General features: G+C 61.6%; 21 protein-coding genes. 5 read left to right on the top strand and 16 right to left on the bottom strand.

Going from position 1 to position 25,582, the window contains the following annotated elements:
- Positions 1-11: 11 nt before the first annotated feature.
- The 3 genes from KUV41_RS05780 (at position 12) to KUV41_RS05790 (ending at position 1,877) form a co-directional block, all read left to right on the top strand.
- Positions 12-227, top strand: coding sequence for a hypothetical protein (locus tag KUV41_RS05780; protein WP_222485778.1), 216 nt, complete (start codon positions 12-14; stop codon positions 225-227).
- 392 nt (positions 228-619) lie between these two features.
- Positions 620-778 (top strand): hypothetical protein, encoded by a 159-nt coding sequence (locus tag KUV41_RS05785; protein ID WP_206940276.1) that lies wholly within the window; start codon positions 620-622, stop codon positions 776-778.
- A gap of 4 nt (positions 779-782) precedes the next feature.
- Positions 783-1,877 (top strand): 3-deoxy-7-phosphoheptulonate synthase, encoded by a 1,095-nt coding sequence (locus tag KUV41_RS05790; protein ID WP_222484922.1) that lies wholly within the window; start codon positions 783-785, stop codon positions 1,875-1,877.
- Here the strand turns inward: KUV41_RS05790 and KUV41_RS05795 are convergent, their stop codons facing one another.
- Together KUV41_RS05795 and KUV41_RS05800 are read right to left on the bottom strand one after the other, a co-directional pair.
- A complete protein-coding gene (locus KUV41_RS05795; protein WP_222484925.1) occupies positions 1,878-2,477 on the bottom strand; it encodes a lysozyme-like domain containing protein in 600 nt (199 codons plus the stop codon). It abuts the gene before it with no gap.
- 262 nt (positions 2,478-2,739) lie between these two features.
- Positions 2,740-3,312, bottom strand: coding sequence for a hypothetical protein (locus tag KUV41_RS05800; protein ID WP_222484927.1), 573 nt, complete (start codon positions 3,310-3,312; stop codon positions 2,740-2,742).
- Positions 3,313-3,799: 487 nt separating this feature from the next.
- On the opposite strand from KUV41_RS05800, the gene KUV41_RS05805 reads away from it, so the two are divergent.
- Complete coding sequence (locus KUV41_RS05805) at positions 3,800-5,929, top strand: PhoX family protein (RefSeq protein WP_222484929.1); 2,130 nt, start codon at positions 3,800-3,802, stop codon at positions 5,927-5,929.
- Positions 5,930-6,175: 246 nt separating this feature from the next.
- On the opposite strand, the gene ppk1 is transcribed toward KUV41_RS05805, so the two are convergent.
- Both ppk1 and hemB read right to left on the bottom strand, forming a co-directional pair.
- The gene (gene ppk1 / locus KUV41_RS05810; protein WP_222484937.1) at positions 6,176-8,398 is read right to left on the bottom strand and encodes a polyphosphate kinase 1; all 2,223 of its coding nucleotides are present in this window, start codon (positions 8,396-8,398) and stop codon (positions 6,176-6,178) included.
- A 48-nt stretch (positions 8,399-8,446) separates the two neighbouring features.
- Positions 8,447-9,454: a porphobilinogen synthase gene (hemB, locus tag KUV41_RS05815; protein WP_222161576.1), complete on the bottom strand. Its 1,008-nt coding sequence runs from the start codon at positions 9,452-9,454 to the stop codon at positions 8,447-8,449.
- A gap of 209 nt (positions 9,455-9,663) precedes the next feature.
- Here hemB and elbB point away from each other — a divergent pair, with 209 nt between their 5' ends.
- Positions 9,664-10,326 carry an isoprenoid biosynthesis glyoxalase ElbB gene (gene elbB / locus KUV41_RS05820; RefSeq protein ID WP_206940262.1) on the top strand — a complete coding sequence of 221 codons (663 nt, stop codon included), beginning with the start codon at positions 9,664-9,666 and terminating at the stop codon, positions 10,324-10,326.
- A gap of 172 nt (positions 10,327-10,498) precedes the next feature.
- On the opposite strand, the gene tatC is transcribed toward elbB, so the two are convergent.
- From tatC to KUV41_RS05880, 12 genes are all read right to left on the bottom strand, one after another.
- Positions 10,499-11,293, bottom strand: a complete 795-nt coding sequence (gene tatC / locus KUV41_RS05825; RefSeq protein WP_222484944.1) for a twin-arginine translocase subunit TatC — start codon at positions 11,291-11,293, stop codon at positions 10,499-10,501.
- A complete protein-coding gene (tatB, locus tag KUV41_RS05830) occupies positions 11,290-11,718 on the bottom strand; it encodes a Sec-independent protein translocase protein TatB (RefSeq protein ID WP_206940258.1) in 429 nt (142 codons plus the stop codon). Before tatB ends, tatC begins: the two co-directional genes overlap by 4 nt.
- A 6-nt stretch (positions 11,719-11,724) precedes the next feature.
- On the bottom strand, positions 11,725-11,985 hold the full coding sequence (gene tatA, locus KUV41_RS05835) for a Sec-independent protein translocase subunit TatA (RefSeq protein ID WP_222484947.1): 261 nt from the start codon (positions 11,983-11,985) through the stop codon (positions 11,725-11,727).
- A gap of 58 nt (positions 11,986-12,043) precedes the next feature.
- The gene (locus KUV41_RS05840) at positions 12,044-12,376 is read right to left on the bottom strand and encodes a phosphoribosyl-ATP diphosphatase (protein WP_222161580.1); all 333 of its coding nucleotides are present in this window, start codon (positions 12,374-12,376) and stop codon (positions 12,044-12,046) included.
- A 21-nt stretch (positions 12,377-12,397) separates the two neighbouring features.
- On the bottom strand, positions 12,398-14,020 hold the full coding sequence (gene ubiB, locus KUV41_RS05845; RefSeq protein ID WP_222484955.1) for a ubiquinone biosynthesis regulatory protein kinase UbiB: 1,623 nt from the start codon (positions 14,018-14,020) through the stop codon (positions 12,398-12,400).
- A complete protein-coding gene (locus tag KUV41_RS05850) occupies positions 14,017-14,658 on the bottom strand; it encodes an SCP2 domain-containing protein (RefSeq protein WP_222485723.1) in 642 nt (213 codons plus the stop codon). The genes ubiB and KUV41_RS05850 overlap by 4 nt, the downstream gene beginning before the upstream one ends.
- 7 nt (positions 14,659-14,665) lie before the next feature.
- A complete protein-coding gene (ubiE, locus tag KUV41_RS05855) occupies positions 14,666-15,412 on the bottom strand; it encodes a bifunctional demethylmenaquinone methyltransferase/2-methoxy-6-polyprenyl-1,4-benzoquinol methylase UbiE (RefSeq protein ID WP_206940250.1) in 747 nt (248 codons plus the stop codon).
- 111 nt (positions 15,413-15,523) lie between these two features.
- Entirely contained in the window at positions 15,524-15,907 is a 384-nt protein-coding gene (locus KUV41_RS05860) for a gamma-butyrobetaine hydroxylase-like domain-containing protein (protein WP_206940249.1), read from the bottom strand.
- Positions 15,908-16,075: 168 nt separating this feature from the next.
- The gene (gene hslU, locus KUV41_RS05865) at positions 16,076-17,398 is read right to left on the bottom strand and encodes an ATP-dependent protease ATPase subunit HslU (RefSeq protein WP_222161582.1); all 1,323 of its coding nucleotides are present in this window, start codon (positions 17,396-17,398) and stop codon (positions 16,076-16,078) included.
- 2 nt (positions 17,399-17,400) lie between these two features.
- The gene (gene hslV, locus KUV41_RS05870) at positions 17,401-17,919 is read right to left on the bottom strand and encodes an ATP-dependent protease subunit HslV (protein ID WP_206940245.1); all 519 of its coding nucleotides are present in this window, start codon (positions 17,917-17,919) and stop codon (positions 17,401-17,403) included.
- 330 nt (positions 17,920-18,249) lie between these two features.
- Entirely contained in the window at positions 18,250-24,309 is a 6,060-nt protein-coding gene (locus KUV41_RS05875; RefSeq protein WP_222484957.1) for an Ig-like domain-containing protein, read from the bottom strand.
- A gap of 526 nt (positions 24,310-24,835) precedes the next feature.
- Positions 24,836-25,579: an SPOR domain-containing protein gene (locus tag KUV41_RS05880; protein WP_222483391.1), complete on the bottom strand. Its 744-nt coding sequence runs from the start codon at positions 25,577-25,579 to the stop codon at positions 24,836-24,838.
- Positions 25,580-25,582: the final 3 nt, after the last annotated feature.

Below are 25,582 nucleotides of genomic sequence, written 5' to 3' on the forward strand. Positions count from 1 at the left end.
AAGAGGCTTCCATGGCCCACCACAACGCTCCTGAGCAGCGCCACACCGATGGCCACGCCAGCGTTCACGGCAAGACGCATGGCAATGTCCATGACAGCCCCCACGACCCGGCTGACTTTCGTGATGAGAGCGGCTTTCTGACGATCTTTCTTGGCCTGGTGGTGATGGCGGGCATGACGTGCCTGCCGGCGACCATCGCCTGGGTGACGCTGGCAACAGCAGGATAGGTGTCAGGGGTTGCCATTTGCCTCGGCGCCGGGCAGGATGAAGGCAGATTCAGGAGATCGCCATGTTATCAGTCACCTCTCAGCCAACAGCTTGCCCTGACGGAGCATCTTGCTCCGCAAGTGGTGCGCTGGCGACCGATGTCGCGTCGCTGAGTGGTGGGCAAGCGATGACGGGCGTGTCCTTTTATTGGTCCAGCTTTACCTGGTATTGGTTTGATACCGGGGCGCTGGTGCGCGAGGCCTGACGACAACGTCGGCACTCGCGAGGCGCTCCCACCCAGGGCCGCCTCCCAGAACCCCCGGACGGCAGCCCGTCCGGGGGTTCTTTGTTTTTGGCATGATGCTCCAGAGCGTCGCGACAGCCTGCAGTGGCAGGTAACAGGAGATAACCGATGACCGCATATCGAGATTTCGTCTACGCCGACTTCCAGGGTTACGCCTATGGGTATGGCTGGCGATTTATCGACACGCGGTCGGCCCAACTGGCCACCTCCGACCGTGAGCGCCTCGGTGGTCGACATGTTCAACGATGTACGACCCTTTGGAGCTGATACCATGACCGCGACCCTCTCCCTTGCTACGACCTCCCACATGGCCACGACGACCCCAGAGACTGCTGTGCAGGATCGATCTAATGGGACCACATTGCCCGCACCGCTGTCGCTCAAGCAGCAGTACCCGTTGAGCGCCACTCTGGCGGACCGTGTCGAAGCACAGCGTCAGGAAATTCGCGACATACTGGAAGGCCGAGATGACCGCCTGCTGGCGGTGGTGGGGCCCTGTTCGATTCATGATCCCCAGGCGGCCCTGGAATACGCCGAGCGCCTGGCCGGCCTGGCGGCCAGTATCCGCGATCGTGTCCTGGTGGTCATGCGCGTCTACGTCGAGAAGCCACGCACCACCGTGGGCTGGAAAGGGCTGGCCTACGATCCAGACCTGGATGGGACTGGCAACATGAGCCGTGGCCTGGGGCTGTCGCGCCAGCTGATGCGGGACATCGTCGAGATGGGGCTGCCGGTCGCCACCGAAATTCTGCAGCCGATGATGGCCCCGTACCTGGAGGATCTGCTGGCCTGGGTCGCCATCGGCGCACGCACGACCGAGTCTCAGCTGCACCGTGAGATGGCCAGTGGCCTGGGGGCTGTCGTCGGTTTCAAGAATGCCACCAGTGGTGATGTGCAGGTGGCCCTAGATGCGATGCACAGTGCTGCCCATCCCCATCAACATTTTGCCGTAGGCAGCGACGGCCAGCCGATGATGGTCGAGACCCAGGGCAATCCCCATACCCATGTGGTGCTGCGGGGCGGCCACGGCGAACCGAACTACGATGTTGCTGCGGTGGCGGCAGCGCGTAGAGCTCTGCGCGAGGCCGGGCTGCCGCCGCGCTTGATGGTCGACTGTAGTCATGCCAATGCACGCAAGGACCACCGCCGCCAGAGCGAAGTCTTGCTCGACGTGCTGGCCCAGCGGCTGGCGGGCGATACGGCGCTGATCGGGGTGATGCTCGAGAGCCATCTGCATGAAGGCAAGCAGCCTCTGGACCCCGGCAAGCTGCGCTACGGTGTCTCCGTCACGGACGCGTGCATTGGTTGGGAGACCACCGAACACCTGTTGAGTGTGGCCGCAGAGCGCCTGGCCGAGGGCGCCTGATCAACCCCGGCAAAATGGCCAGACCTCGAAGAATCCATCGCAACGAAACTCCGCCTCGCAGGCGGCCAGCTGGCCGCGATAACGCGAGGCGGTGGTTGCAACCTCGCGCGCCGCGCGCATGACCGCAGGCTTGGCGCGATAACTACCGCGCTGGTAGCCCCCCTGGCCCTCGTGGTAGGCCAGGTAGAGGTGTTCCGGATTGGCCAGCGAGACGCCGGTCATGCGCTGAGTTCGGGCGTTGTACCAGCCGATGAAGTCGGTGGCATCGTCCATGTCGCTGCGGCTTGAGAACAGCCCACCCGCATCATCACGGTATTCTCCCCAGACCGGATCCTGGGCCTGGGCGTAGCCGTAGGCCGAGGAGGGACGCGTCCACGGAATGAACCCCAATAGCGTGGTTCTGGGAGGCCTGACGTGGCTGCGAAACGACGATTCGCGCTTGATGAACGCCATTTGGGTCCAGGGGGGAGTCCCCCACTTTTCATACGAGGCACGCGTCGCGTCATACCAGTCCGGCTGCTGGCGAAAGACGTCGCACAGATTGTCCTGATGGGCCGGTGGCGCTGGGGCGAAGGCCGCACAGCCTCCCAGCAGCAACATGCCGCTCAAGACCAAGCACTTCAAGACTAAGCACTTCAAGACCCTGCGAGCCGGTTGAGAGACAGCGCCCCTGGAGACACAGCGCCCATAGACAGGGCGCTTGGAGGAACAGCTTCTGGAGAGGGAGCTCCTGAAGAAAGACTCGGGGGCAGGCCTTGAGGCGGGCATGGACACTCCATTGTCGTGATGAGCTTAAGCATTATGCCGTTCTCGCCATCTGGAGAACACTTGGCGTCACCCATGTTGCATTCGTTGATTGGTTTTATGCTGTTTCAGGCGTCGCCTGAGAGAGCTCCCCTGGATCCTGCATGTCCTTCGGCACCCTTGGCAGGTCGACGGGTAGATGGCGGGCGAAGAATGCCAGGCAGTCGAGGCTGCTGGAGGCGTCGGGAGCGAGCGGGCAATTCCATGGGGAATCGCGCAGCTCATCGGGCAACTGTTGGCTGAGCTGCTCCAGCTCCTGGCTCTTTGGCCAGCTGAGCCAACGCTCCCTCTCCAGGGCCTGGGGCTGACGCCACTTGAGCATCCAGTCGTCGCCCCAGGGCAGTACCGCCAGATGTCCAGGGTCTGGCAACGGCAGTCCCTGGAAGGCGCTGGACCACCAGGTGGGGTGGAGCTGCTGGCGGTGAAGCCGGTTCAAGCACTGGGCCAGCAGTCCCCGCTGGATCACCATCACATCCAGGTACTGATGGTCTTGATTGAGCACATGTACCGCCAGGCTCTGTCGACTCACACACAGCTCTTTCGCGATCAGCGTGTCGAGTGACGCTTGCGGGTCACTATGGCCCAGTACCCCCCGCTCTAGCGCCACCAGAGCGATAGTGTGGGGTGGCATGACCAGCACGCAGGGTAGGGCAGGATCCAGTTGACCAAGGAGATCCAGCCGGGAGTGGCTCCCCCCTCGCTGCTGCCTTTGATCGGTGCAATGTACCCAGTGCCAGCAAGGTTCTGGGTCCTCATCGCTAGAGGGTGCCTTTTGCGGCATGAGCAGAATGCGCTGATGTCGGTGTCCCAGATGCCACATGGTTCTGGTCCTGTCGAGAGCAAGCGTTGGATCACTCTGTCGTCACGTAAGCTTAGTTTCTTTCACTAATTGTTACCCTTTTAACATTTCAGTTACCTCTTATGCTTTGTCCGGCGTACCGCATCGTCACATCCCTGTCATCTAGACATCCTAGGGTGTCGCGAGGACCGACATCGCCGAGATAGCGCACCCAATAGCGCAGATCGGCGCGAGTGACCGCCCGCCACCGGCCCGCAGCCGGCAACGACATCCCGTCTGCCGACGTTCCACACGTCGACGGCCAAGAGAGGACTGCGCAATGAGCAAGGAAATCGAAGATCACCGCCTGTTGAACCCCAGCAGCAATGAGCCCTTTTCTTCAATACTCGATCGTCGCCTGTCGCGCCGCGCTGTGATGAAGGGCGGCATGGGTATGGCAGCCATGTCCATGCTGGGGGGCTTCGGGCTGACCGCTATCGCCGATCAGCATGGGTCGGGCATGTCCAAGACGCCGCTGGCACTGGCCTTCGACGCGGTCAAAGGGTCGCGCACGGATGCGGTAGTGGTGCCTGCGGGGTATACCGCCCAGGTACTGGTGCCCTGGGGGACCCCGCTCGATGACAGCGCCCCCCAATGGCGCGAAGACCTGGCAATGACGCCAGAGGGACAGGCAGCCAGCGTCGGCATGCACCACGACGGCATGCACCCCTTCGCTCTGGATGATGCCAGCGGCTCTGAGCGCTTCCTGCTGGTGATGAACAATGAGTACATTGATGAAAATGCCCTGTGGGCGCCCCAGGGCGGTCCCACCAACATGGCGGAGGGCAAGCGTCCTGCCGATGAAGTCCGAACGGAAATCAATGCCCACGGGGTCACGGTCGTAGAGGTGCAGAAGGGCGCCAACGGACACTGGAGTCACGTCAAGGGATCCCGTTACAACCGTCGCTATACCAGTGCCACGCCGATGCACCTGTCTGGCCCGGTGGCCGGCAGTGACTACGTCAAGACCCGGTTCTCTCCGGGGGGAACCCAGGCGCGGGGCACCAACAATAACTGTGCCAATGGGTATACCCCCTGGGGCACCTATCTGACCTGCGAAGAAAACTGGCCGGATTATTTCGTCAAGGACGAAGGGCGGACGCGGGACGATGATCGTCTTGGCATCGCCACCGGGCGCGGTCGCTATGGCTGGGAAACCGCAGCTGGCGACGCCAGCGAACGTGATGACGAGTTTACCCGGCTGATCGGCAACCCCGGCGATGGCGATGCCACCGGCGACTATCGCAACGAGGCGCGTCAGTTCGGCTATATCGTCGAGATCGACCCGTACACCGGCAAGCAAGCGGTGAAGCGCACGGCGTTGGGGCGTTTCCGCCACGAGGGGTGCTGGCCGGGCAAGCTGGAGGCTGGCCAGCCGGTCGTGTTCTACTCTGGCCACGACTCCCGCAACGAGTACATCTACAAGTTCGTGTCCAGGGCGGTCTGGGACCCGGCGGATGCCATCGCGCCCGGTGCCGAGGCCGACCGCCTGGCGCTAGGCAGCAAGTACATGGATGAGGGCACGCTGTACGTGGCTCGCTTCAATGCCGATGGCAGTGGCCAGTGGTTGCCGCTGACGCCGCAAGCCACCACCCAGGATGGTCGACCCCTGGCCGAGGCCCTGGAGCTCGGTGCCGACGATCTGGCAGGGGTGATCATCCATACCTGCGATGCCGCTGACCTGATGGGGGCAACGCCGATGGATCGCCCGGAGTGGGGCGCGGTGGATCCTTCCACCGGTGAGGTCTACATGACCCTTACCAACAACTCCAAGCGTACCGAGGAAGGCACCGAGGCGACACTGACCGGCGATGGCGACAGCATCGAGGCGTTGGGGAATGGCTACGCCACCGCTCCGGTCAATGCCGCCAACCCGAGGGCCAACAATGAGGCGGGGCAGATCATCCGCTGGCGTGAGGGGGGAGATGCCAGTGCTTTCGAATGGGAGGTCTTTGTCTTCGGTGCCGCCGCCAGCGATGCCGATAACCTGTCGGGCCTGACCGCCGACAACGAGTTCGCCAGTCCTGACGGTCTTTACTTCGACGAGCGCGGCGACGGCCAGGGTATCCTGTGGATTCAGACCGACAATGGCTATGAGGGCGTTGCCGAAAGCACCAATGACCAGGTTCTGGCGGTGGTGCCGGCAGGACTGGAGCGTGCCGATGGTGCGGCTGCGGTGCTGTCCGGTGCCAACCAGGACAAGCTCAAGCGCTTCTGTGTGGGTCCCAACGGCTGCGAGGTGACGGGTATCTTCTCGACGCCTGACAAGACGGCGCTGTTTATCAACATCCAGCATCCTGGCAACTGGCCTGCCAGCGATGATGCTACCCAGGCCACCGATTCCAGCGTGCGTCCGCGTGCTGCCACGGTGGTCATTCAGCGCGAAGACGGCGGCCAGATCGGACTCTAGCCATCGCTTGCCGCCTTTGACTGCCGCGTCCAGCACCTGCCCCCGGCTCCTTCATCGGAGCCGGGGGCTTTGCTTTGGGGCAGGGGGCAACAGGGGCGGGGCGCGACAGGGGCTGGGCGCAACAGGGGCGGTGCTGGCGCCAAGGCGCCCTGATGTCCGTGATGTTGGCGGTGCCGGCATGATATGCCCCCGACAGCATCGCTGGCGGGGGCTTTCTAGGAGCGCTGTGTCCTGGAGCTAAAGCCGTCAGGCCCGGGCGGCATAGGCGTAGAGCAGCGTTTCCTGGGCCGAGATCGGGGCGGCCTCGCCGGGATCCTGCTTGATGTAGGTCCCGTCGCCCTGCAACAGCCAGCTCTGACAGTTGTCGACCAGGTAGGTTTCCAGGTCCTTGCGCACCCGTGCGGCCAGTTTCTTGTCCAGCAGCGGGAAACAGGTCTCGACCCGGTGGAACATGTTGCGGGCCATGAAGTCGGCGCTGGAGCCCCAGGTTTCGGGCTTGCCGTCATTGTGGAAGTGGAAGACTCGGGTGTGCTCCAGAAAGCGACCGATGACCGAGCGCACGCGAATGTTCTCCGAGATGCCGGGAAGTCCGGGGCGCAGGCAGCACATGCCGCGAATGATCAGATCGCATTCGACCCCGGCCTGGGAGGCGCGATAGAGGGCCTGAATCAGCTTGGGTTCGGTCAGGGAATTACACTTGACGATGATATGGGCACGCTTTCCCTTACGCGCGAAGTCGGCTTCGCGCTCGATCATTGCGACGACTTGCTCGTGCAAGGTGAAGGGAGCGTGGAGCAGCTTTTCGATCTGGCGAGTGCGGCCCATGCCGGACAGCTGCTGGAATACCTTGTGCACGTCGGCACATAGCACTGGGTCGGCGGTCAGCAAGCTGTAGTCGGTGTAGAGCTTGGCCGTCTTGGAATGGTAGTTGCCGGTGCCCAGGTGGGCATAGTGACGCAGCGCGCCCTTCTCGCGGCGCACAATATGCATCATCTTGGCGTGGGTCTTGTAGGCCATGACACCGTAGATGACGATGGCGCCGGCCTCCTGCAGGCGTGAGGCGAGGGCCAGGTTGTCGGCTTCATCGAAGCGGGCACGCAGTTCGATGACAACGGTGACTTCCTTGCCATTGCCGGCGGCCTCCACCAGGGCGGTGACGATGGGGGAGTCGGCGCCGGTGCGATACAGCGTCTGCTTGATCGCCAGCACGTCCGGGTCGCGAGCGGCTTCACGGCACAGGTCTTCCACGGGAGTGAAGGACTGGAAGGGGTGGTGCAGCAGGATATCGCCTTCCTGCATGGCCTGCATGATGCTGTTGGGCTGTTTGACCTGCTTGGGTATCCCCGGCACGAAGGAGCGATACATCAGCTCTGGGCGCTCCGCGTCCCCCAGTACCGACATCATGCGAGTGAGGTTGACCGGGCCGTTGACGCGATAGAGGTCATTGGGCTCGAGCTGGAATTGCTTGAGCAGAAAGTCGGACAAGCCTTCCGGGCAGTTGTCGGCCACCTCGAGGCGCACGCCGCTGCCGTAGCGGCGGGCCAGCAGCTCACCACGCAGGGCCGAGGCCAGGTCCGAGACTTCTTCCGGGTCCACGGTCATGTCGGCGTTGCGGGTCAGGCGGAACTGATAGCAGCCCTTGACCTTCATGCCCGGGAACACTTCGTCGGCGTGGGCATGGATCATCGAGGACAGGAACAGGTACTCGTTGAAGCCTTCCTCACACAGCTCGCTGGGCAGTGCGATCACCCGTGGCAGGGAGCGGGGCGCCGGAAGAATGGCGAGGCCGCCTTCGCGGCCGAAGGCATCCTTGCCTTCCAGCTCGACGATGAAGTTCAGGCTCTTGTTGACCAGGCGTGGGAAGGGGTGTGATGGGTCCAGGCCAATCGGGCTGACGACCGGAATGATTTCGTTGGAGAAGTAGTCATGGACCCACTTGCGCTGAGCCTTGGTCCAGTCGCTGCGGCGGCGGAAGCGAATGTTCTGTGCCTCCATCGCCGGAATCAGCTGTTCATTGAGAATGCGGTACTGACGTTCGACATGCTCGTGGGCGATCTTGGAAATCTCGTCCAGCACGGAGCGCGGGCTGCGCCCATCGGCTCCGGTGGCGTCATCGCCCATGGCGATCTGGCTCTTCAGGCCGGCGACGCGGATTTCGAAGAACTCGTCCATGTTTGAGGAGAAGATCAGCAGGAACATCAAGCGGTTGAGCAGTGGATGCGCTTCATCCAGTGCCTGTTCGAGCACCCTGATGTTGAACTGCAGATGCGACAACTCACGATTGAAATAGAGGCTGGGATCGCTGAGATCCGCCTCCGGGTCGGGCAGAGCCTTGGGCTTGATCCCGGTGCGCGTCTGATTCAGCCGCGGCACCGGGGTATCGGCCTGGGGGGAGTCTCCCACCGAGATATCGGACTTGCCCAGGGTGGCCTGTTCAATGGTGGCGTTGTCGGTCTGTGCGTCTTCCATGGTCATTCCTCAAAAAGGGGCCCGGGAAGGCGCCGTTCCTTCCCCTCGTCAGCTTGCCAGCAGTCTGGCCGCTCGCTTGGCAAAATAGGTCAGCACGCCGTCGGCTCCGGCACGCTTGAAGCACATCAGGGACTCCAGAATGACGCTGTCGGCATCCAGCCAGCCATGGTCGAATGCCGCCATGTGCATGGCATATTCACCACTGACCTGGTAAGCGTAGGTGGGCACACGCAGTTCGTCCTTGACCCGGCGCACCACATCCAAATAGGGCATACCTGGCTTGACCATCACCATGTCGGCGCCTTCGGTAATGTCCATGGCGGCCTCGTGGAGCGCCTCGTCGCTGTTGGCGGGATCCATCTGGTAGGTGGATTTGTCGGCCTTGCCCAGGTTGGCCGCGGAGCCCACGGCGTCGCGGAAGGGGCCGTAGTAGCGCGATGCGTATTTGGCGCTGTAGGCCATGATGCGAGTGTTGTGCAGTCCTTCCTGCTCCAGCAGCTCGCGGATCGCGCCGATGCGGCCGTCCATCATGTCGGACGGTGCCACCACGTCGGCGCCCGCCTCGGCATGGGACAGGGCCTGCTTGATCAAGGTTTCCACGGTGCGGTCATTGGCCACGTAGCCGTGCTCGTCGAGGATGCCGTCCTGGCCGTGGCTGGTGTAAGGGTCCAGCGCCACGTCGGTAATGACGCCGAGTTCCGGCAGTGCCGCCTTGAGCTCGCGCACGCTGCGCTGGACGAGTCCGCCTGCGCTGTAGGCTTCTTCGGCCAGCTCGCTTTTCTTGTCGGCATCGACGACCGGAAACAGGGCAATCGCGGGGATCCCCAGCTCGACCGCTTCTCGGGCTTCTTCAATCAGCAGGTCCAGCGACAGGCGCTCGACACCGGGCATGGACGGCACGGCCTCGCGACGACCTTCGCCTTCCAGCACGAACACTGGCCAGATCAGGTCATCGGCGGTCAGGGTGTTCTCACGCATCAGGCGGCGAGAGAAGTCGTCCTTGCGCATGCGACGGGGACGAGCAGCAGGAAACAGGCGAGGGGTGATGGCACTCAAGACGGCACTCCACTGGGAACGAGATTTGGCGCCACGCGCTAGTGTGGTGGCGTTAGATGACAGGCGCGTGACATCCGTCGAGTATATTCCTCCTCGCCTGTTCGTCGAAAGTCGCGTCTTGTCGCACCCTTGGTGACTCTCTAGAGTAGTGGCTGTCTTGGCTGCACTTGGCGCCCCGGAGAGCCAAGTGCGCTCATAAGGAGAATGAAATGAGTAAACAGGTAGCGATCGTCCTGTCAGGTTGTGGCGTCCAGGATGGCTCTGAAGTCTATGAAACCACCCTGACCCTGCTGCGCCTGGATCAACTGGGCATTGCCTATCGCTGCTTCGCACCGGATATCGATCAGGCGGTGGTCGATCATCACCGCGGCGAGGCGGTCGAGGAGACGCGGAACGTGCTGGTGGAATCTGCGCGCCTGGCCCGGGGAGAGATTTCTCCGCTGGATGAGCTGTCTGCCTCGGACTTTGATGCACTGATCTTGCCCGGTGGTTTCGGGGTGGCCAAGAACCTGTCGAACTATGCGACAGCCAAGTCCGATATGGACGTGCACCAGGACTTGAGTGAGCTGTTGATCGAGTTTCACGACGCACGCAAGCCGATCGGACTGATGTGCATTGCCCCGGTGCTGGTGCCTAAGGTCCTGGGGCCGGGAATTGCAGTGACCATCGGCAGCGATCCGGAAGTGTGCGGCTGCATCAGTGCCATGGGCGGGCTGCATCGTAGCTGCGCCGTTGACGATATCGTGGTGGATTTCGAACACCGTATCGTCACGACGCCCGCTTATATGCTGGCGACCCGCATGAGTGAAGCGGCACTGGGCATCAACAAGCTGGTCGAGCGCATCGACGAGATGATGGACCTGAATCACTGAATGTGCGGTACGCACATCACCCAGTGATCGGGATTGGATAGCAAAAAAGCCGACGTTTTTTCGTCGGCTTTTTTGCGTCTTTCGCTACAGGTCTTTCGCTACAAGTCTTTCGCTACCGAGGCGTCGGTTGCTGTGTCCCTAGCGACGCGCAGGTTTGCACAATGCTCCGGGATCAGGCGTCGTTGGCGTCCTCGCTGGCGCTGTCTTCCTGCTCGGCATCAGCGCGGCGGCGCTTGACGAGCCGGCCGAACAGCAGCCCCACCTCATAGAGCAGATACATGGGAATGGCCAGCAGGCTCTGGCTGACCACGTCCGGGGGCGTCATCAGCATGCCGATCACAAAGCAGCCGAGTATGACGTAGGGGCGCTTGGCGCTCAGGCTTTCTACGCTGGCGGCTCCGGTAAGCACCAGCAAGAAAGTGGCGATCGGGATCTCGAAGGCAATGCCAAAAGCGAAGAACAGCTTCAGTACAAAGTTGAGGTACTGGTTGATGTCGGTCATTACCTGCACGTTCTCCGGCCCGGTCTGGGTGAAGAAGGCGAATAGCAGGGGAAACACGACATAGTAGGCGAAGGCCGCGCCGAGATAGAACAGCACCACACTGGAGGCCAGCAGGGGCAGCGCCAGGGCCTTTTCCTTGTCGTAAAGCCCCGGGGCGACGAAGGCCCAGGCCTGGTGCAGCACGAAGGGAATGGCCACGAATACCGCCACCACCAGCGTCAGCTTGAAGGGCGCAAGGAAGGGCGATGCGACCTCGGTGGCGATCATCTGCGAGCCTTCCGGCAACAGCTCCATCAGGGGATCTGCCACAAACTGATAGATGTCGTTGGAGAAGGCGTAGAGCGCCAGGAAGATCACCACGATGGCGATCACCGCGCGCATCAGTCGCGAGCGCAGTTCCACCAGGTGTTCAATCAGCGGGGCGTGGCCCTGACCGGACGGCGGCGTGTCACCAGAATGGCTCATCGGGCGGTGGAATCCTTGTGATCGGAAGTGGCAGCTGAGTCGGCGGACGAGGTTGGCTGGCTGGCGCTGTCAATGGCGGCGTCCAGGCGCTGGTCCGCGCTGGTGCTGCCGTCGCTCTGCGGGCGAGCGCTGTCACGAGGCGGTGCGTCGGCGATGGACTCGACACTGCGCTTGGCGCTTGCCGCACTGTTCTTCGCCTGGCTGACGCCTTCGTTGAGCTTGCGTTCCTGCTCCTTGAGTTTCTGCCGCAGTTCCTCGGCTTCGAGCTGGGCGCTGATTTCGCGCTGCATGCCCGCCACTGAGCGTTTGATCCGGCCTACCCACAGGCCGGCGGTACGCGCGGCCTTGGGCAGACGCTCGGGCCCCAGCACCAGAAGCCCCACCACCCCGATGATCAGCAGTTCGAGAAAGCCGATATCGAACATGTGGCGTTACTTGCGTTCGTCGGAGGACTCGGGCTTGCGCTCTGCCTCGACATCGTAGGTGTGGGTGCCGGTGGGCTCGTCATGACGCACCTGGGCCTGAGGCTTGTCGTCCTCGGGCTTCTCTTCGTCTTCGTTGACGGCCTTCTTGAAGCCCTTGACGGCGCCTCCCAGGTCGCTGCCGACATTTCTGAGCTTCTTGGTGCCGAAGATCAGGATGATGATGCCGAGCACGATCAGCAGCTGCCAGATACTGATACCACCTAACATAAGTGCTTCCTCAATGTACGGCGCCAAGCGCCTTGAATCGTTGGTTCCGGCCGCCTTGTCAGCGGGGGCGGGACGCCTTTTCCTCGTGGCCCGATACGCCAAAGCGACGGGCCAGTTCATCCAGCACCTGCTGATGGTCAAGGCCCAGGTGCGAGAGCATCACCAGACTATGAAACCACAGGTCTGCCGTTTCAGCGATCAACGCCTCTTGACTGGCTGGATCTGCGTCAACGTCCTTGGCGGCGAGGACGGTCTCCACCGCTTCCTCCCCCACCTTCTCGAGTATCTTGTTCAGGCCCTTGTGATGCAAGGAAGCGACGTAAGAGGACTCGGGGTCGGCGTGTCGACGTTCAGCGAGGGCGGCGTCGAGCTGCTTCAGAATATCGCTCATCGGTGAAGGTTCCATGAAGGGTCAGTTCCAGATCACCAGCAGGGTGCCAATGCCTGCCGCCAGCAGGACGGGCCATGGCTGGCCCGATAGCCATGCCGTCAATGGCTGCCAAGCCAGTGCGACGGCGGCCAGCGCCAGGCCCAGGCGGGTCCGTCGGACGCGCTTGGCCTGGCGGGTGAGCTGACTCAGGATATGGGTCAGTACATCGGCCTGCTGAGTGATCTGTCGGGAGCGCTTTTCGGTTTCCGACAGCGCCTTGTGGGCCAGCACGGGCAGTTCCGGTAGCTGGCGGGTGAGCTCCGGCGCTTGCCGCTTGAAGGAGTCCCAGAGCCCGTGGGCGCCGGCGCGCTCTTTCATCCACTGTTCCAGATACGGCTTGGCGGTGGCCCACAGGTCAAGATCGGGATAGAGCTGACGGCCGAGTCCCTCGATATTCAACAGAGTCTTCTGCAACAGCACCAGCTGTGGCTGGACTTCCATGTTGAAGCGCCGTGCGGTCTGGAACAGTCCCAGCAGCACCTGGCCGAAGGAAATATCCTTGAGCGGCTTTTCGAGGATCGGCTCACACACGGTACGCACCGCGGCGGCAAACTCGTTGGCGCGGGTGTCTTCTGCCACCCAGCCGGACTCGATGTGCAGCGCCGCCACCTCGTAGTAGTCCTGGTGGAAGAAGGCCAGCAGGTTGCGGGCCAGATAGTCCTGGTCTTCCCTTGTCAGGCTACCGACAATGCCGCAGTCGATGGCGATGTACTGGGGGTCGCTCGGATTCTGGCGCGAGACGAAGATGTTCCCCGGGTGCATGTCGGCGTGGAAGAAATTGTCGCGAAAGACCTGGGTGAAGAAGATTTCGACGCCTCGCTCTGCCAGCCGCTTGAGGTCTGTCCCCTGGGCCTTGAGGGCTTCGATATCGGCCACCGGAACGCCGTGGATACGCTCCTGGACCATGACCTTCTGACGCGTCAGCGGCCAGTGGATCGACGGTACGTAAAGCAGTGGCGAGCGCTCGAAGTTGCGCTTGAGCTGGGAAGTGTTGGCCGCCTCCTTGGTCAGGTCCAGTTCATCGAACAGGTTGACCTCGTAGTCGCGTACCACCTCCAGCGGATGCAGCCGGCGTGCCTCGGGCAGAAAACTCAGGGCCTTGGCCAGCAGATACATCAGCGACATGTCCTGGCGCATGACCCGATCAATGCCCGGGCGGATGACCTTGACTACCACATCCTGGCCATCGTGCAGGCGCGCCGTGTGAACCTGGGCGATCGATGCAGAGGCCAGCGGCTCCCGCGAAAATTCGGCAAACAGCGCCGACAGCGGTTCACCCAGGGACTCTTCGATCAGCGCTTCTGCCTGCTCGCCAGGGAAGGGCGGTACCTGATCCTGCAGTCGCTTGAGTTCGTTGGCGATATCGTCGGGAAACAGGTCTCGTCGCGTCGACAGCATCTGGCCAAACTTGACGAAGATCGGTCCCAGCGACTCCAGCGCCAGGCGCAACCGCTCACCCCGTGAGCGTTCACCTACGGGCACCAGCTTGAGCGGCGACCAGGTGAACACCAGGCGTAGCCACCAGGGTAGTTTCTCCAGTGGCAGCAGGGTATCCAGGCGATAGCGGGTGACGACCCAGATGATGCGCAGGGGGCGAAGGATCATGGGGCGTCGTTCTCCTGGGCCAGGCGGCGGGTCAGGCGCTTGAGGCGTGCTTCGGTGCGATCAGTGGCGAGTTCTAGCTCGGTCAGGGCGTCGCGCATGGCTTCCAGCTGGTGGCGGCCGGGCAGCCAGCGGGCTTCCTCGAACACGTACTCGGAGACATCGGCGCACAGTTCCCGCTGGGTGCGAAGTCCCCAGCGGGATAGACCGCGCAGCCCTTCGGCAAGCTGGTGGGCGGGCAGATCCCCCAGCCAGCGGGCGAGTTCGGCCTCCCAGTCCAGATCCAGGTCCAGCAGCAGGTCGCGGGTCGCCTCCAGCAGGTGGATCTTGCCGCGCACCGCCAGGCGGCCCTCGAACATCAGGCGCTCCATGTCGGCACCGCCGGCGAGGCGTCCCAGGGTCTCCGTGTCCAGCTCGACCACCGCGTCCCAGGCAGCTTCCTCGACCTCGTCGATCAGCAGCAGGTCAAGCCCTTGAGGGTGGTAGCACAGGCCCAGCTGCACCGGCGGCGATTCCAGGCACAGCAGGACGCGCTGGCCCGCCAGCTGGCGTAGCCGCGAGGGGGCAGCGGGGTCGCGGGCAAGCAGGGTGTTGACGGTCTTCTCGATGCCGGCCAGCAGCAGGGTCGGGGTCAAGGCCATCATGTCCTCAAAGCTTGATGCCGCGGTGCAGGGCGACGATACCACCGGTGAGATTGGTGTATTCGACACGCTCGAGGCCGGCCGTTTCCATCATGCCCTTCAGCGTTTCCTGGTCAGGATGCATGCGAATCGATTCGGCCAGGTAACGATAGCTGTCGGCATCACCCGCCACCATTTCGCCCATCTTCGGCAACAGGCGAAACGAGTACTCGTCGTAGGCTCGGGTCAGCAGGGGGTTGCCGGGCTTGGAAAACTCAAGCACCAGCAGACGGCCTCCTGGCTTCAGGATACGCGCCATCGACGCCAGCGCGGCATCCTTGTCGGTAACGTTGCGCAGGCCAAAGGCGATGGTGATGCAGTCGAAGGTATTGTCGGGAAAGGGCAAGCATTCCGCGTTGGCCTGAACGTACTCGACATTGCCACCGACGCCGCGGTCGAGCAGCTTGTCACGGCCCACTCCCAGCATCGATGCGTTGATGTCGGCCAGAACGACCTTGCCGCGAGGGCCCACCATACGCGAGAACTTGAGCGCCAGATCCCCCGTTCCACCGGCAATATCAAGCACGCTGTGGCCTGGGCGAACACCGGAGCGCTCGATAGTGAGGCGCTTCCACAGACGATGGATACCGAAGGACATCAGGTCGTTCATGACGTCATAACGGGCTGCCACGCTGTGGAAGACATCGGCGACGCGTGACGCCTTTTCGTCGACCGGCACGTCCTGAAAACCAAAGTGGGTAGTGCGCTTATCCATGGGACTCCCGAGTCGTGAGCTGTCGCGAGATGGGCCTAGAAAACGGCCATTGTAGCCTTGCGGGCCGGGCTTGTCTTTGACCGTGGCCTGGCCTCGGAAAGACGAGTGCTGCTACAGCTGACGGATCTCGATACCCAGCGGCTCGCGGCTGGCGCCAGCGGCTTCGAGGCGTTCGAGGTAGTCGGCCCAGTTGGCGTCGCGCTCGCGGATCAACCAGGCCAGGTAGTCCCAGCTGTAGAGCCCACTGTCATGGCCGTCATCGAAGTGAAGCTTGAGCGCGTAGCGTCCGGCCTGGCGAATATCGGCAAGACCTACATCCTTCTTGCCTACCTGCAGGGTGGCGGTATCGGCGCCGTGGCCGCGAACCTCGGCAGACGGCGAGAACACCCTCAGGTATTCCACCGGCAGGCGGTGTCGAGAGCCATCGGCATAGCCAATCTCCAGCTCTCGCGCTTTCCTGTGATAGTGCACCAGGGTAGGGGTAGGGGATGTCATGTCGATCTCCACGGAGTGATATGCCGATCTTGCGCTTGCTGCTGCCCTTGTGGTTGAAGCTGATCATCAGGGATGGTCATGACAGCCTACCATCACGACACGGGCCGCGGCGCGATGCGCGGCGGCCCGTGGGAGTGATGCTCAAGCCTCGTCGGGCATGGCAAGGTATTACAGAATATACCGGCTCAGGTCCTCGTCCATCGCCAGCTCACCCAGCTGAGAATCGACGTAGGCGCGGTCGATGACCAGCGGGCTGCCAATGTCTGAGCCCTTGAAGGAAGCTTCTTCCAGCAGTCGTTCCATCACGGTGTGAAGGCGGCGAGCCCCGATGTTTTCGGTGCCTTCATTGACGTTATAGGCGATCTCGGCGATGCGCTCGATGCCGTCGTCGGTGAACTGCACTTCCAGGCCATCGGTGGCCAGCAGCGCCTCGTACTGACGGGTCAGGGCGGCGGACGGCTCGGTCAGAATGCGCTTGAAGTCCTCCGGCGTCAGCGCCGACAGCTCGACGCGGATGGGCAGACGACCCTGCAGTTCCGGGATCAGGTCTGACGGACGCGACAGGTGGAAGGCCCCTGAGGCGATGAACAGGATGTGGTCGGTCTTAACCATGCCGTACTTGGTCGACACGGTGGAGCCCTCGATCAGCGGCAGCAGGTCGCGCTGGACGCCCTCGCGGGAGACCTCCCCGCCGCTGGACTGTCCGCTGCCCTTGGCCACCTTGTCGATTTCGTCGAGGAAGACGATACCGTTCTGCTCCACCGCCTCCACGGCGCGGGATTTGATGTCGTCCTCGTTGACCAGCTTGCCGGCCTCTTCGTCGCGCAGGATGGAGAAGGCTTCCTTGACCGTGACCTTGCGGGTCTCGGTCTTGCCCTTGCCCATGCCCGAGAACAGGCTCTGGAGCTGGTTGGTCATCTCTTCCATGCCCGGCGGCGTCTGGAATTCCAGATTGGGTGCCTGGGGAGACACCTGAATCTCGATTTCCTTGTCGTCGAGCTGACCCTCGCGCAGCTTCTTGCGGAACATCTGGCGGGTGGACGAGTCTTGACGCGGTTCGTCTTCCTGGCCCCGCGGCGGCGGCAGCAGGGCGTCGAGGATGCGATCCTCGGCGGCGTCCTCGGCGCGGTGGCCGACCTCTTCCTTGGCCTGCTCGCGGACCAGCTTGATGGCCGCTTCGGTGAGGTCGCGGATGATCGACTCGACGTCGCGCCCGACGTAGCCCACCTCGGTAAACTTGGTGGCCTCGACCTTGATGAACGGTGCCTTGGCCAGCTTGGCCAGGCGTCGAGCAATCTCGGTCTTGCCGACACCGGTGGGGCCGATCATCAGAATGTTCTTCGGCGTGACTTCCTGGCGCAGCTCACCGTCGAGCTGCATGCGACGCCAGCGGTTGCGCAGGGCGATGGCCACGGAGCGCTTGGCATCCTGTTGACCGACGATGTACTGATCCAGCGCGTGGACAATTTCGCGGGGTGTCATCTGGGTCATGATCAAAGCTCTTCCAGGGTCACGTGGTGATTGGTGTACACGCAGATGTCACCGGCGATTTCCAGCGACTTCTCGGTGATCTCGCGGGGCGACAGCTCGGTGTTCTCCAGCAGTGCGCGGGCGGCGGACAGGGCAAAGTTGCCGCCGGAGCCAATCGCGATGATGCCGCGCTCGGGCTCGACCACGTCGCCATTGCCGGTAATGATCAACGAGGCCTTCTTGTCGGCGACCGCCAGCAGGGCTTCAAGACGACGTAGAGCGCGATCGGTGCGCCAGTCCTTGGCCAGCTCCACCGCTGCCTTGACCAGGTTGCCCTGATACTTCTCGAGCTGGGCTTCGAAGCGTTCAAACAGGGTGAAGGCATCCGCGGTACCGCCGGCAAAGCCTGCCAGCACCTGGCCATGATAGAGGCGCCGCACCTTGCTGGCGTTGCCCTTCATTACCGTGTTGCCCAGTGACACCTGGCCGTCACCAGCCAGCGCCACCTGGTCGCCGCGGCGAACGGAAACAATCGTGGTCATGGAGCATTCTCCTTGAGGAAACCCCGGCATTCGACCGGCCTCGGGTTTCCTGTGACTTTCGAGGGAAGGGTCCCTCGTTGAAGACGATAGTCTGGGAGGTGTGGGCACCATGCCGAGATTTCAACCGGGCACAGCGGGCATCGCGCTGGCGGTGGGGCAGAATACGTTCGTGGCGTAGCCATGGAGACTGTCGTTGGCCATGGCTGACGCTGCATTCATCGCTCCGGGCCCGTAAACGACAGCACCCGGCCGAGGCCGGGTGCTGTTTCTTCCTTTTACATCAACTGCTTCCTTGCTACTGCGGGTATCGATAGGGGCTCAATGCAAGCCTTACTCGATATCGAGCTGGTGGTTCTCCAACAGACCCTTGAGGAAGTCATCGCTGGAGCCCGACATGCTGACATCGGACAGCACGATGACCTGGCTGGCGTTGCTGCCATCGGCGCTGATGTTGCCACCTGCGTCGATGTGCAGCACGGTGTCGGCCCCTTGCTGTTCTGCCAGCAGGTAGTCAGACAGCGACGCCTCTGATGCATCTTCCAGCAGATCCGACAGGTCCAGCTTGTCGGCACTGGCACTAGAGCCATAGACACCGGTGTGGAAGTCGACAATGGTGTCCGTCGCGGGCGAGCCCTCGACGCCTGCGTCAGCGAGAGTGAAGACAAAGGTGTCTGCACCGCCACCGCCGATCAAGATGTCATCGCCGGCACCGCCCCTCAGGATGTCGTCACCGCCCTGGGTGCGAGTGGTTTCCAGCAGCGATTCGTAGTTGTCGCGAACGTAGTCGCTGAGCTGGGCATTGGTCGGTGCTTCACCATCACCGTGCTCCGGAGACCACGTCAGGAACTCGAATACCCCTCTCAGGCCCATGCCGTCATGGGTGCCAGCAGCGAAGCTTGCTCCCGTGTCGCCATTGGTCCAGCTCAACTCGTCACTGTTGGTGGTATCACCAAAGATGATGTCGTTGCCGCCGCCGCCATCCAGGGTGTCGTTGCCAAGACCGTTGTATCCAGTTTCCTTGGAGCCGGTGGCCAAGGCCAGGTTGAGCTCGAACTGGGTGTCGACAATCTCCGCCTCGCCAATGGTGCCGGTGAATTCGGTGCCGTCATCCAGAATGACGGTAGATTCCCCGACCACGTTGGTGTTGTCGAAGTACTGGGTGATCTGCGAGACGTTGGTATCGTCGGGCAGAATCGTGCGGGTCTTGGGCGTTTCATCCCAGCCCACCGCGTGCACATCGGTGTACTGCGTCAGGTCGTTGAAGGCATCTACCGTCTCCTGCATCGTGACCTGGGTGGTGTTGGCCGTCCACACCTTGGCGTCGTTGTTCACGCCCGCCATGTAGAACTGAGGCGTACCGTCGGTGTAGAAGATGGTCTGGTTTTCCACGTCGTCAGTACTGACTTGCTTGAACCAGGTCTCTGTCTTGCGGAACGCGTCTTCGGTGTTGGTGTAACCACCCGGGCCCCAGCCGTTGACACGGTCGATGATGGACTGGAACAGGTTGTTGCCGACGACGTCCTTGTACTCCATGGTGTAGGCGTGATCGTTGAAGATCACCACGTTCATGTTGATGACGCCGACATGATCCTTGAGGCCATTGACGAATTCGGTGACCGCCTCCCTCAAGATTTCGATACGCGTCTTGAAGTACCCGGGGTAGCCGTCTTTCGGTATGTCGGTATACGCCGCAGTACTCACCGAGAAGTCGAGCACCAGAGCCAGGTTGTAGTCCTTGCCGTTCTCGATGATGGTTGCGCTGCCGCCATCGTCGCCGATGATGACATCGTCGCCGTGGCCTGCGGTGATAGTGTCATCGCCGTCACCACCGGCCTGCACGCTGTCTTCCTCGCGGGTCTCGAGGGTCAGGTAGCCTTCGGCGTAGTCGCCATCCCCATCGGTACCGGTCAGCTCGTAGGTAACATCGAGGCTGCCACCTTCACCGCCCGAGCGATACTCCATGCCGCCGAGGCTAAGGTCATTGCCCGCCTGGCCAGTGATTTCCACTGCCTGGAAGGGCTGGCTGCTCTCAAGTTCGATACGCCATCCGTCCTGAATGCCGGCCACGGTGATGCTGTTGCCGTTATCGGTCAGGGTGATTTCCGAGGTGACCTCGACACCCACGGCATCGAATACCGAGATGTCGCTGACCGACAGGTCGACAGGAGTGCCACTGCCCAGGGCAGGTACCGAGCTGCCGGCGCCGCCGTCGACATCAAAGGCAAATGCGGAGACAGAGAGGGACGCTGTCGAGCTGGACTTGCCATCAACATGCAGCGTCTGCTGGTAGCGGCTGATGGACTGATGGCTGTCCCAGGACGCTTGACTCTTGCTGATGACAGCATTGTTGAGGAAGTCGACGCGGATGACCTCACCAGCACTGATCTTGGCATCCTTGACGCCCAGGGAGTTGTCATCACGAACGATGGTCTGACCCTTGGAACTGATCAGTACATCGTTGCCAGGCTCTGCATCCGCCACGTTGTAGCCGATAAAGCTGTGGTCTTCGGCAGCGGTTCCCGTCGATACGATGACGTCATTGGTCTCGCCAGTGGTAAAGGCATCGCTGGCCATCACCGAGTAGCTGGTCCCATCGTCCGACAGGGCCACAGAGAAGGCAACGTCGCCGTCAGCGGTAACCGCTGACAGCATCTTGCCGTCGTCGCTCAGCGCGTAGGTCAGGGGTTTGCCAAGGTAGATCAGAGCGTTACCAGCGCTGTCCAGCGCTGCGGTGCCATCGATGTCGTCGTAGAACACCACGCTATCGGCACCATCGGCGCCGGCATGGGTAGCGAAGTTGAGGGAACCTGACGCACCATCTTCCAGGAAGGCAGGATCCGCCATGAACACTTCCGGCATGTCGTCATTGAGGTTGACAGTCAACTTGCCGGTGACGACATCACCATCACCATCCTTCAGCGCATAGCCGAGGTCCAGGGAAATAGTGTCCTCGGTATTGATCATCGGATGATCAAGGACATCGCTAAGGACCACTTCGTAGCTACCGGAGGCAAGGTCAGTGACCTTGGCGGTCAGTACTGTCGTGCCATCGGTCGTGCTACCCGTCAACACGGTGCCGTTGGCACTGACGGTAAAGGTGATGGCATCACCGCCAGAAGTCAGCGACGGTAGACCTGCCGTCTGCCAGGTGAAGGCGCCGGTGCTGGCCGGACCATCCTCGCCGAAGGTATAACCCAGAGATCCCGTCGTCTTCACGACTTCACCGGACACATCGCCGTTGCCGCCGGCCAGGCCACCTGACAGGCCGTCCTCATCGAGGGTGGTGACAGGGGAGGTGGTGTTAGGATCACCATCGGTCTCGGGCGTCGTGGGTACGATGCCGTTATCCATGACATTGACCGTTACCGTCGCGCTGCTGGTATCGCCGTCGCCGTCCTTGAGGGTGTAGGAGATCCTGGCAATCCCTTCAAACTTGGGAGCAGGAGTGAAGGTCAGAGTGCCATCGCTGTTGATGGACACGGAGCCAACGTCCGCACCGCCGACCACGGTCGCCTTGCTGATGTGGGCTCCGTCGGCGCCCAGCGCATCGTTCGCCAGTACGTTCAGCGTTATGGGTGAGTTGTTCTCGGCATCAACGCGGTCATTTCTTGCCTGCGATGAGTCGTCATTCACCAGGATCTTCAACGTGCCAGAGGCTTGAGCGCCAGCGCTGTTGGTGATGGTATAGCCCAAGTCCAGTACGAAGTTGTCTTCTTCTGTCGGGTTGGCGTGGTCCAGCGGCTGATGGAGCACCACCTTGTAGCTTCCTGACGCCAGGTCAGGCAACTGAACGGTGATCACCTTCCGGCCATAATCGTCAAAGCCCACCAAGGAGCGACCGTTACCGTTGAGGAAGAAGGTGACGTCGCTACCCCCAGAGGTCAGCTGCGGCAACGAGCTCTGATCCCAGGAAAACGCATCGGCTGGATCGGCAGGCCCCAACGAGCCAAAGTCGTAATTCAGCTGACCTGTTTTTACGATAGCTGTGCCAGCAATATCTCCGATGCCCCCTTCGTTTCCACCCGGCAAACCGTCCTCATCTACAATGGCGAGAGGAGCACTGGAAGAAGGGTCTCCGTCGGTTTCTGGCGTCGTCGGCCCTGTGGCCGTCTGGGTGACGTCTACCTTGAGCTTGCCATAGGCAATGTCGCCATCACCATCAGTGAAGGTGTATTCGACAATAGCTTTACCGGTGAAGTCCTGAGCCGCGGTAAACGTCAGGGTGTTGTCGGCATTGACCACAACGGTGCCGACGCTATCGCCGCCAGCTACGGTCGCAGACAGTTGCCCAGAGCCATCTGCTCCGGCCTGGTCATTGGCCAGAACGTCGAAGGTGATGGGGCTTTGGTTATCGGTGGACGTGTGGTCATCCTTCACCAGGGGGGAGTCATCATCAATGATGACTTTCAATGCACCTTCCGCCGTCAACCCTTGCTTATCGGTGACGGTATAGCCAACCACCAGGCGAATATCGTCCTCGACCTCAGGGTTGCGGTGATCCAGTGGCTTGGTGATGACCACCTTGTAAGTACCTGTAGGCACATCGGTCAACTGGATGAAAACGATCTTCTCGCCCGAGTCAGTGCTGCCGACCAGGGAGCGACCGTTGCCGTTCAAGTTGAAGGTGATGGCTTCGCCACCGGTGGAGATCAACGGCAGGTTGCTGGGATCCCAGCGGAAGGCGCCGGTATCCGCCGCTCCGTAGATGCCAAAGTCATATCCCAGCGTGCCGAAGCGCACAGTTGCGGTAGTCAGCGCATCATTGGCGCCGCCTCGCACCCCTCCCGCAAGCCCTTCTTCATCCAGCACGGTGATTTCCGTCTTGGTTAGCGGATCACCATCGCTATCAGGCGTGACTGGGCCCACGTTTCCTGCGCTGTCGACGCTGATTGCCAGCTCGCCGGTGGCTTGGTCGCCATCGCCATCCACCAAGGTATAGGTGATGACGGCGTCTCCTGCGAAGTTGACGTTTGGTGTAAAGGTCACGGTGCCGTCGGCGTTGATCTCGGCCGTGCCGGTAGCGGCTCCGCCCTGCACATCCACCTTTGTCACCTGGCTGCCATCGCCACCGGGACGGTCGTTCTCAAGGACGTCCACCGTCACCGCTGTGGCGCTGTCTGTAGAGGCTGTATCTTTGAGGGTCTTGGGGGAGTCATCATTGACGACGACGTTTAGCTTGCCATCGGCACTGAGGCCTTCGGCATCGGTGATGGTAAAGCCGACGGAGAACTCGATATTGTCCTCCATGGTGGTGTCGGAATGATCCAGCGGTTGGCGAATAAAGACGGTATAGGTGCCTTTCTCTACATCCATGAGCTGCAGAGTAATGACGGCTTCGCCATCTGGTGTCTTGCCTTCAATGACCCGGCCGTTGGGGCTCAGGGTATAGCTGACGGCTTCGCCTCCAGAGGTGAGCGCCGGCATATCTTCCAGGTGCCAAGAAAAGGCGTCGGCCCCGGCCGCAGGGCCACTGGCACCATAGCTGTAGCCGAGCTCGCCTCGGGCCGTGGCGAACATTTCAGGCACATCGCCGACGCCACCTTCGCCCCCGCCTTCTAGACCGTCTTCGTCGACGGTGGCAGTGGGTGAGGTGGTGGCGGGATCATCGTCCGTCTCTGGCGTGACGGGGACAGCCTTGAGTTTTACCGTGGTATTGAAGGTACGGCTGGTGACGTCACCGTCGGTGTCGCTGGCCGTCACGGTGAAGCTGAGTTTAGGGTCATCCTCGATGACGTCCCTGTCGATGGTGAAGGTCCAGGTGCCGTCGCTCTTGATGGTCAGCACGCCATTGTCCAGCTGAATGGCGGTATCGAGTGCATAGCTGGTGCTGTCGCCAGGCACCTTGACGCTGGCATCTTCCAGACCGTCAGCACCGCCGCTGAGCGTCCAGTTGCCGGTATGTGTGGTGGATACTTCGATTTCGCTGCCGTCCTGGTAAGTGATGGCAGGCGAATCATCGTCGATAAAGACAGCGATCATGTCGCTCGAGGTGGCGCCGGCACTGTCGGTCAGGGTGAAGCCAACCTGCAACAGCAGATCGTCTTCCGCCGTGGGAATGCCATGGTCGGCTGACTTGAAAAGTGTCGCCTCAAACAGACCTGAAGAGGTGTCTTGCATGACAAGTTCGAAGACTTTTTCGCCATCTTCGTCAGCGGCTGTCAGGGTCAGGCCGTCATCTGACACTGAGTACGTCACGGCGGAGCCGCCGGACGTGATTGCCTGAATACCTGTAGTTTTCCAGGTAAAAGGCGAGTTGCTGGCAGGGGTTCCATTGTTATAGGAAAAACTGATCAGACCCTGGGTGGTGATATCCGTGCCGGGGAGATCATTGATACCACCAGCATTGCCGCCTGTCAGTCCATCTTCATCAAGGAACGCGGTTGTGTTCACTGTTTCAACGTTGCTTTCAGCCATCACTGTCCACCTGTAAGTAGAGGAAAATGCGCCGACGCTCAATGACAGAATTCGCCATTGTTGTGCAGTTTCAGGGTTGTTGACGTAACCCCGTCATATGGGCATGCGCTGGCGAAAACCATGCTAGTGATAAGGACAAAGTGGTAATACTGGCTACATGGGCAGGTGGGGAAACTTTGGTATGCGTGATTAGGTAAGGTATGGATGAGTGCTCTAATCTAAGTCATTCATTCGCGTGATAATTAGAAAATGTAAATGTGCTTGTATGGCGTGTTTTTGGGGTTTTTTCTGAGATACGTCACTGTTTCTTGTACCACAGTACGTGAAAGATGCGTTCTAAATGTGAGAGTTGCCTGAGCATATTCAGAGATATGATAGAGGGCAAAGAAAATGAGCCATATGGCTGATGCCGTGTCGAAAACAACAAGGCCCGCTCCTGGGGTAGATCAGGAAGCGGGCCTCGAGGTGTCAGCAAGGCGTCGTCAAGTGACGGGGTAAGGCATCAATTCTGCAGTTGAATCAGCAAGGGTTCGATACCTTGGGTGCTCATCAGGTCCTGGGCGCGTGCCAGCTCGTTGCGGTCGCTGTAAGGACCGACCTGCACCCGGTGCCATGTCGCCCCGCCGGTGGCCTCGACCTCACTGATCTTGGCCAGCAAGCCGAAGTCCTTGAGCCGGCCAGCCAGTTGACGTGCATCACCCACTTCACGAAATGACGCTGCCTGCAGCATGTAGCGGCGTTCGGCGCTACGGGGCGTCTCGGAGGGCGTGCTCGCCGATGTGTCCTCGCGGGAGTTGGCGGCGATCACGGCGGCAATGGGGTCATCGTCCGAGATGGAATCATCACTGGACGTTGCCGCTTCCGGTCGACGAGCCGTGGACTCGGGCACTTCCTCGTCTGACGCAATGACCTCTGACTCGGGGAGCAGGGTGTAGAACTCGAAGGTCGGCATGGGCGGTTCGCTGTCGCTGCTCTGACCTTGTCCGCCGCTGGTGGAAGTACTACTTGTTCCACCGCCCTGGCCATCATTGCTCGATGGCTTGGGCAGTACCGCAGCGATCGGCGATCGCGGATCCTGCCATGGCGCGGTGCCGTTCTGGTGGTGTGCCAGCAGAAAGCCAGCCGCCAGGCCGACGGCCGCCCACAGCCAGCCGGGAATGCCGCCGCGGCCGCGCGTGGAGGGCTGTTTGCGCTTCTGGCTGCTGGTGGCTCCCCGCTTGCGGGGCGGCGCCTTGCGAGTGGCCATGGC

Origin of the sequence: Halomonas sp. DP8Y7-1, from assembly GCF_019801685.1 — a bacterium.
GTDB lineage: Bacteria > Pseudomonadota > Gammaproteobacteria > Pseudomonadales > Halomonadaceae > Halomonas > Halomonas litopenaei_A.

Excerpts from the sequence above, each read along its gene's own strand:
- KUV41_RS05780 (WP_222485778.1), top strand. The coding sequence starts at position 12 with ATGGCCCACCACAACGCTCCTGAGCAGCGCCACACCGATGGCCACGCC.
- KUV41_RS05805 (WP_222484929.1), top strand. The coding sequence starts at position 3,800 with ATGAGCAAGGAAATCGAAGATCACCGCCTGTTGAACCCCAGCAGCAAT.
- tatC (WP_222484944.1), bottom strand. The coding sequence starts at position 11,293 with ATGAGCCATTCTGGTGACACGCCGCCGTCCGGTCAGGGCCACGCCCCG.
- elbB (WP_206940262.1), top strand. The coding sequence starts at position 9,664 with ATGAGTAAACAGGTAGCGATCGTCCTGTCAGGTTGTGGCGTCCAGGAT.
- KUV41_RS05785 (WP_206940276.1), top strand. The coding sequence starts at position 620 with ATGACCGCATATCGAGATTTCGTCTACGCCGACTTCCAGGGTTACGCC.
- KUV41_RS05850 (WP_222485723.1), bottom strand. The coding sequence starts at position 14,658 with ATGGCCTTGACCCCGACCCTGCTGCTGGCCGGCATCGAGAAGACCGTC.
- KUV41_RS05800 (WP_222484927.1), bottom strand. The coding sequence starts at position 3,312 with ATGCCACCCCACACTATCGCTCTGGTGGCGCTAGAGCGGGGGGTACTG.
- tatA (WP_222484947.1), bottom strand. The coding sequence starts at position 11,985 with ATGTTAGGTGGTATCAGTATCTGGCAGCTGCTGATCGTGCTCGGCATC.
- KUV41_RS05790 (WP_222484922.1), top strand. The coding sequence starts at position 783 with ATGACCGCGACCCTCTCCCTTGCTACGACCTCCCACATGGCCACGACG.
- tatB (WP_206940258.1), bottom strand. The coding sequence starts at position 11,718 with ATGTTCGATATCGGCTTTCTCGAACTGCTGATCATCGGGGTGGTGGGG.
- ppk1 (WP_222484937.1), bottom strand. The coding sequence starts at position 8,398 with ATGGAAGACGCACAGACCGACAACGCCACCATTGAACAGGCCACCCTG.
- hslV (WP_206940245.1), bottom strand. The coding sequence starts at position 17,919 with ATGACCACGATTGTTTCCGTTCGCCGCGGCGACCAGGTGGCGCTGGCT.
- hslU (WP_222161582.1), bottom strand. The coding sequence starts at position 17,398 with ATGACCCAGATGACACCCCGCGAAATTGTCCACGCGCTGGATCAGTAC.
- ubiE (WP_206940250.1), bottom strand. The coding sequence starts at position 15,412 with ATGGATAAGCGCACTACCCACTTTGGTTTTCAGGACGTGCCGGTCGAC.
- KUV41_RS05880 (WP_222483391.1), bottom strand. The coding sequence starts at position 25,579 with ATGGCCACTCGCAAGGCGCCGCCCCGCAAGCGGGGAGCCACCAGCAGC.
- KUV41_RS05860 (WP_206940249.1), bottom strand. The coding sequence starts at position 15,907 with ATGACATCCCCTACCCCTACCCTGGTGCACTATCACAGGAAAGCGCGA.
- KUV41_RS05795 (WP_222484925.1), bottom strand. The coding sequence starts at position 2,477 with ATGTTGCTGCTGGGAGGCTGTGCGGCCTTCGCCCCAGCGCCACCGGCC.
- KUV41_RS05840 (WP_222161580.1), bottom strand. The coding sequence starts at position 12,376 with ATGAGCGATATTCTGAAGCAGCTCGACGCCGCCCTCGCTGAACGTCGA.
- ubiB (WP_222484955.1), bottom strand. The coding sequence starts at position 14,020 with ATGATCCTTCGCCCCCTGCGCATCATCTGGGTCGTCACCCGCTATCGC.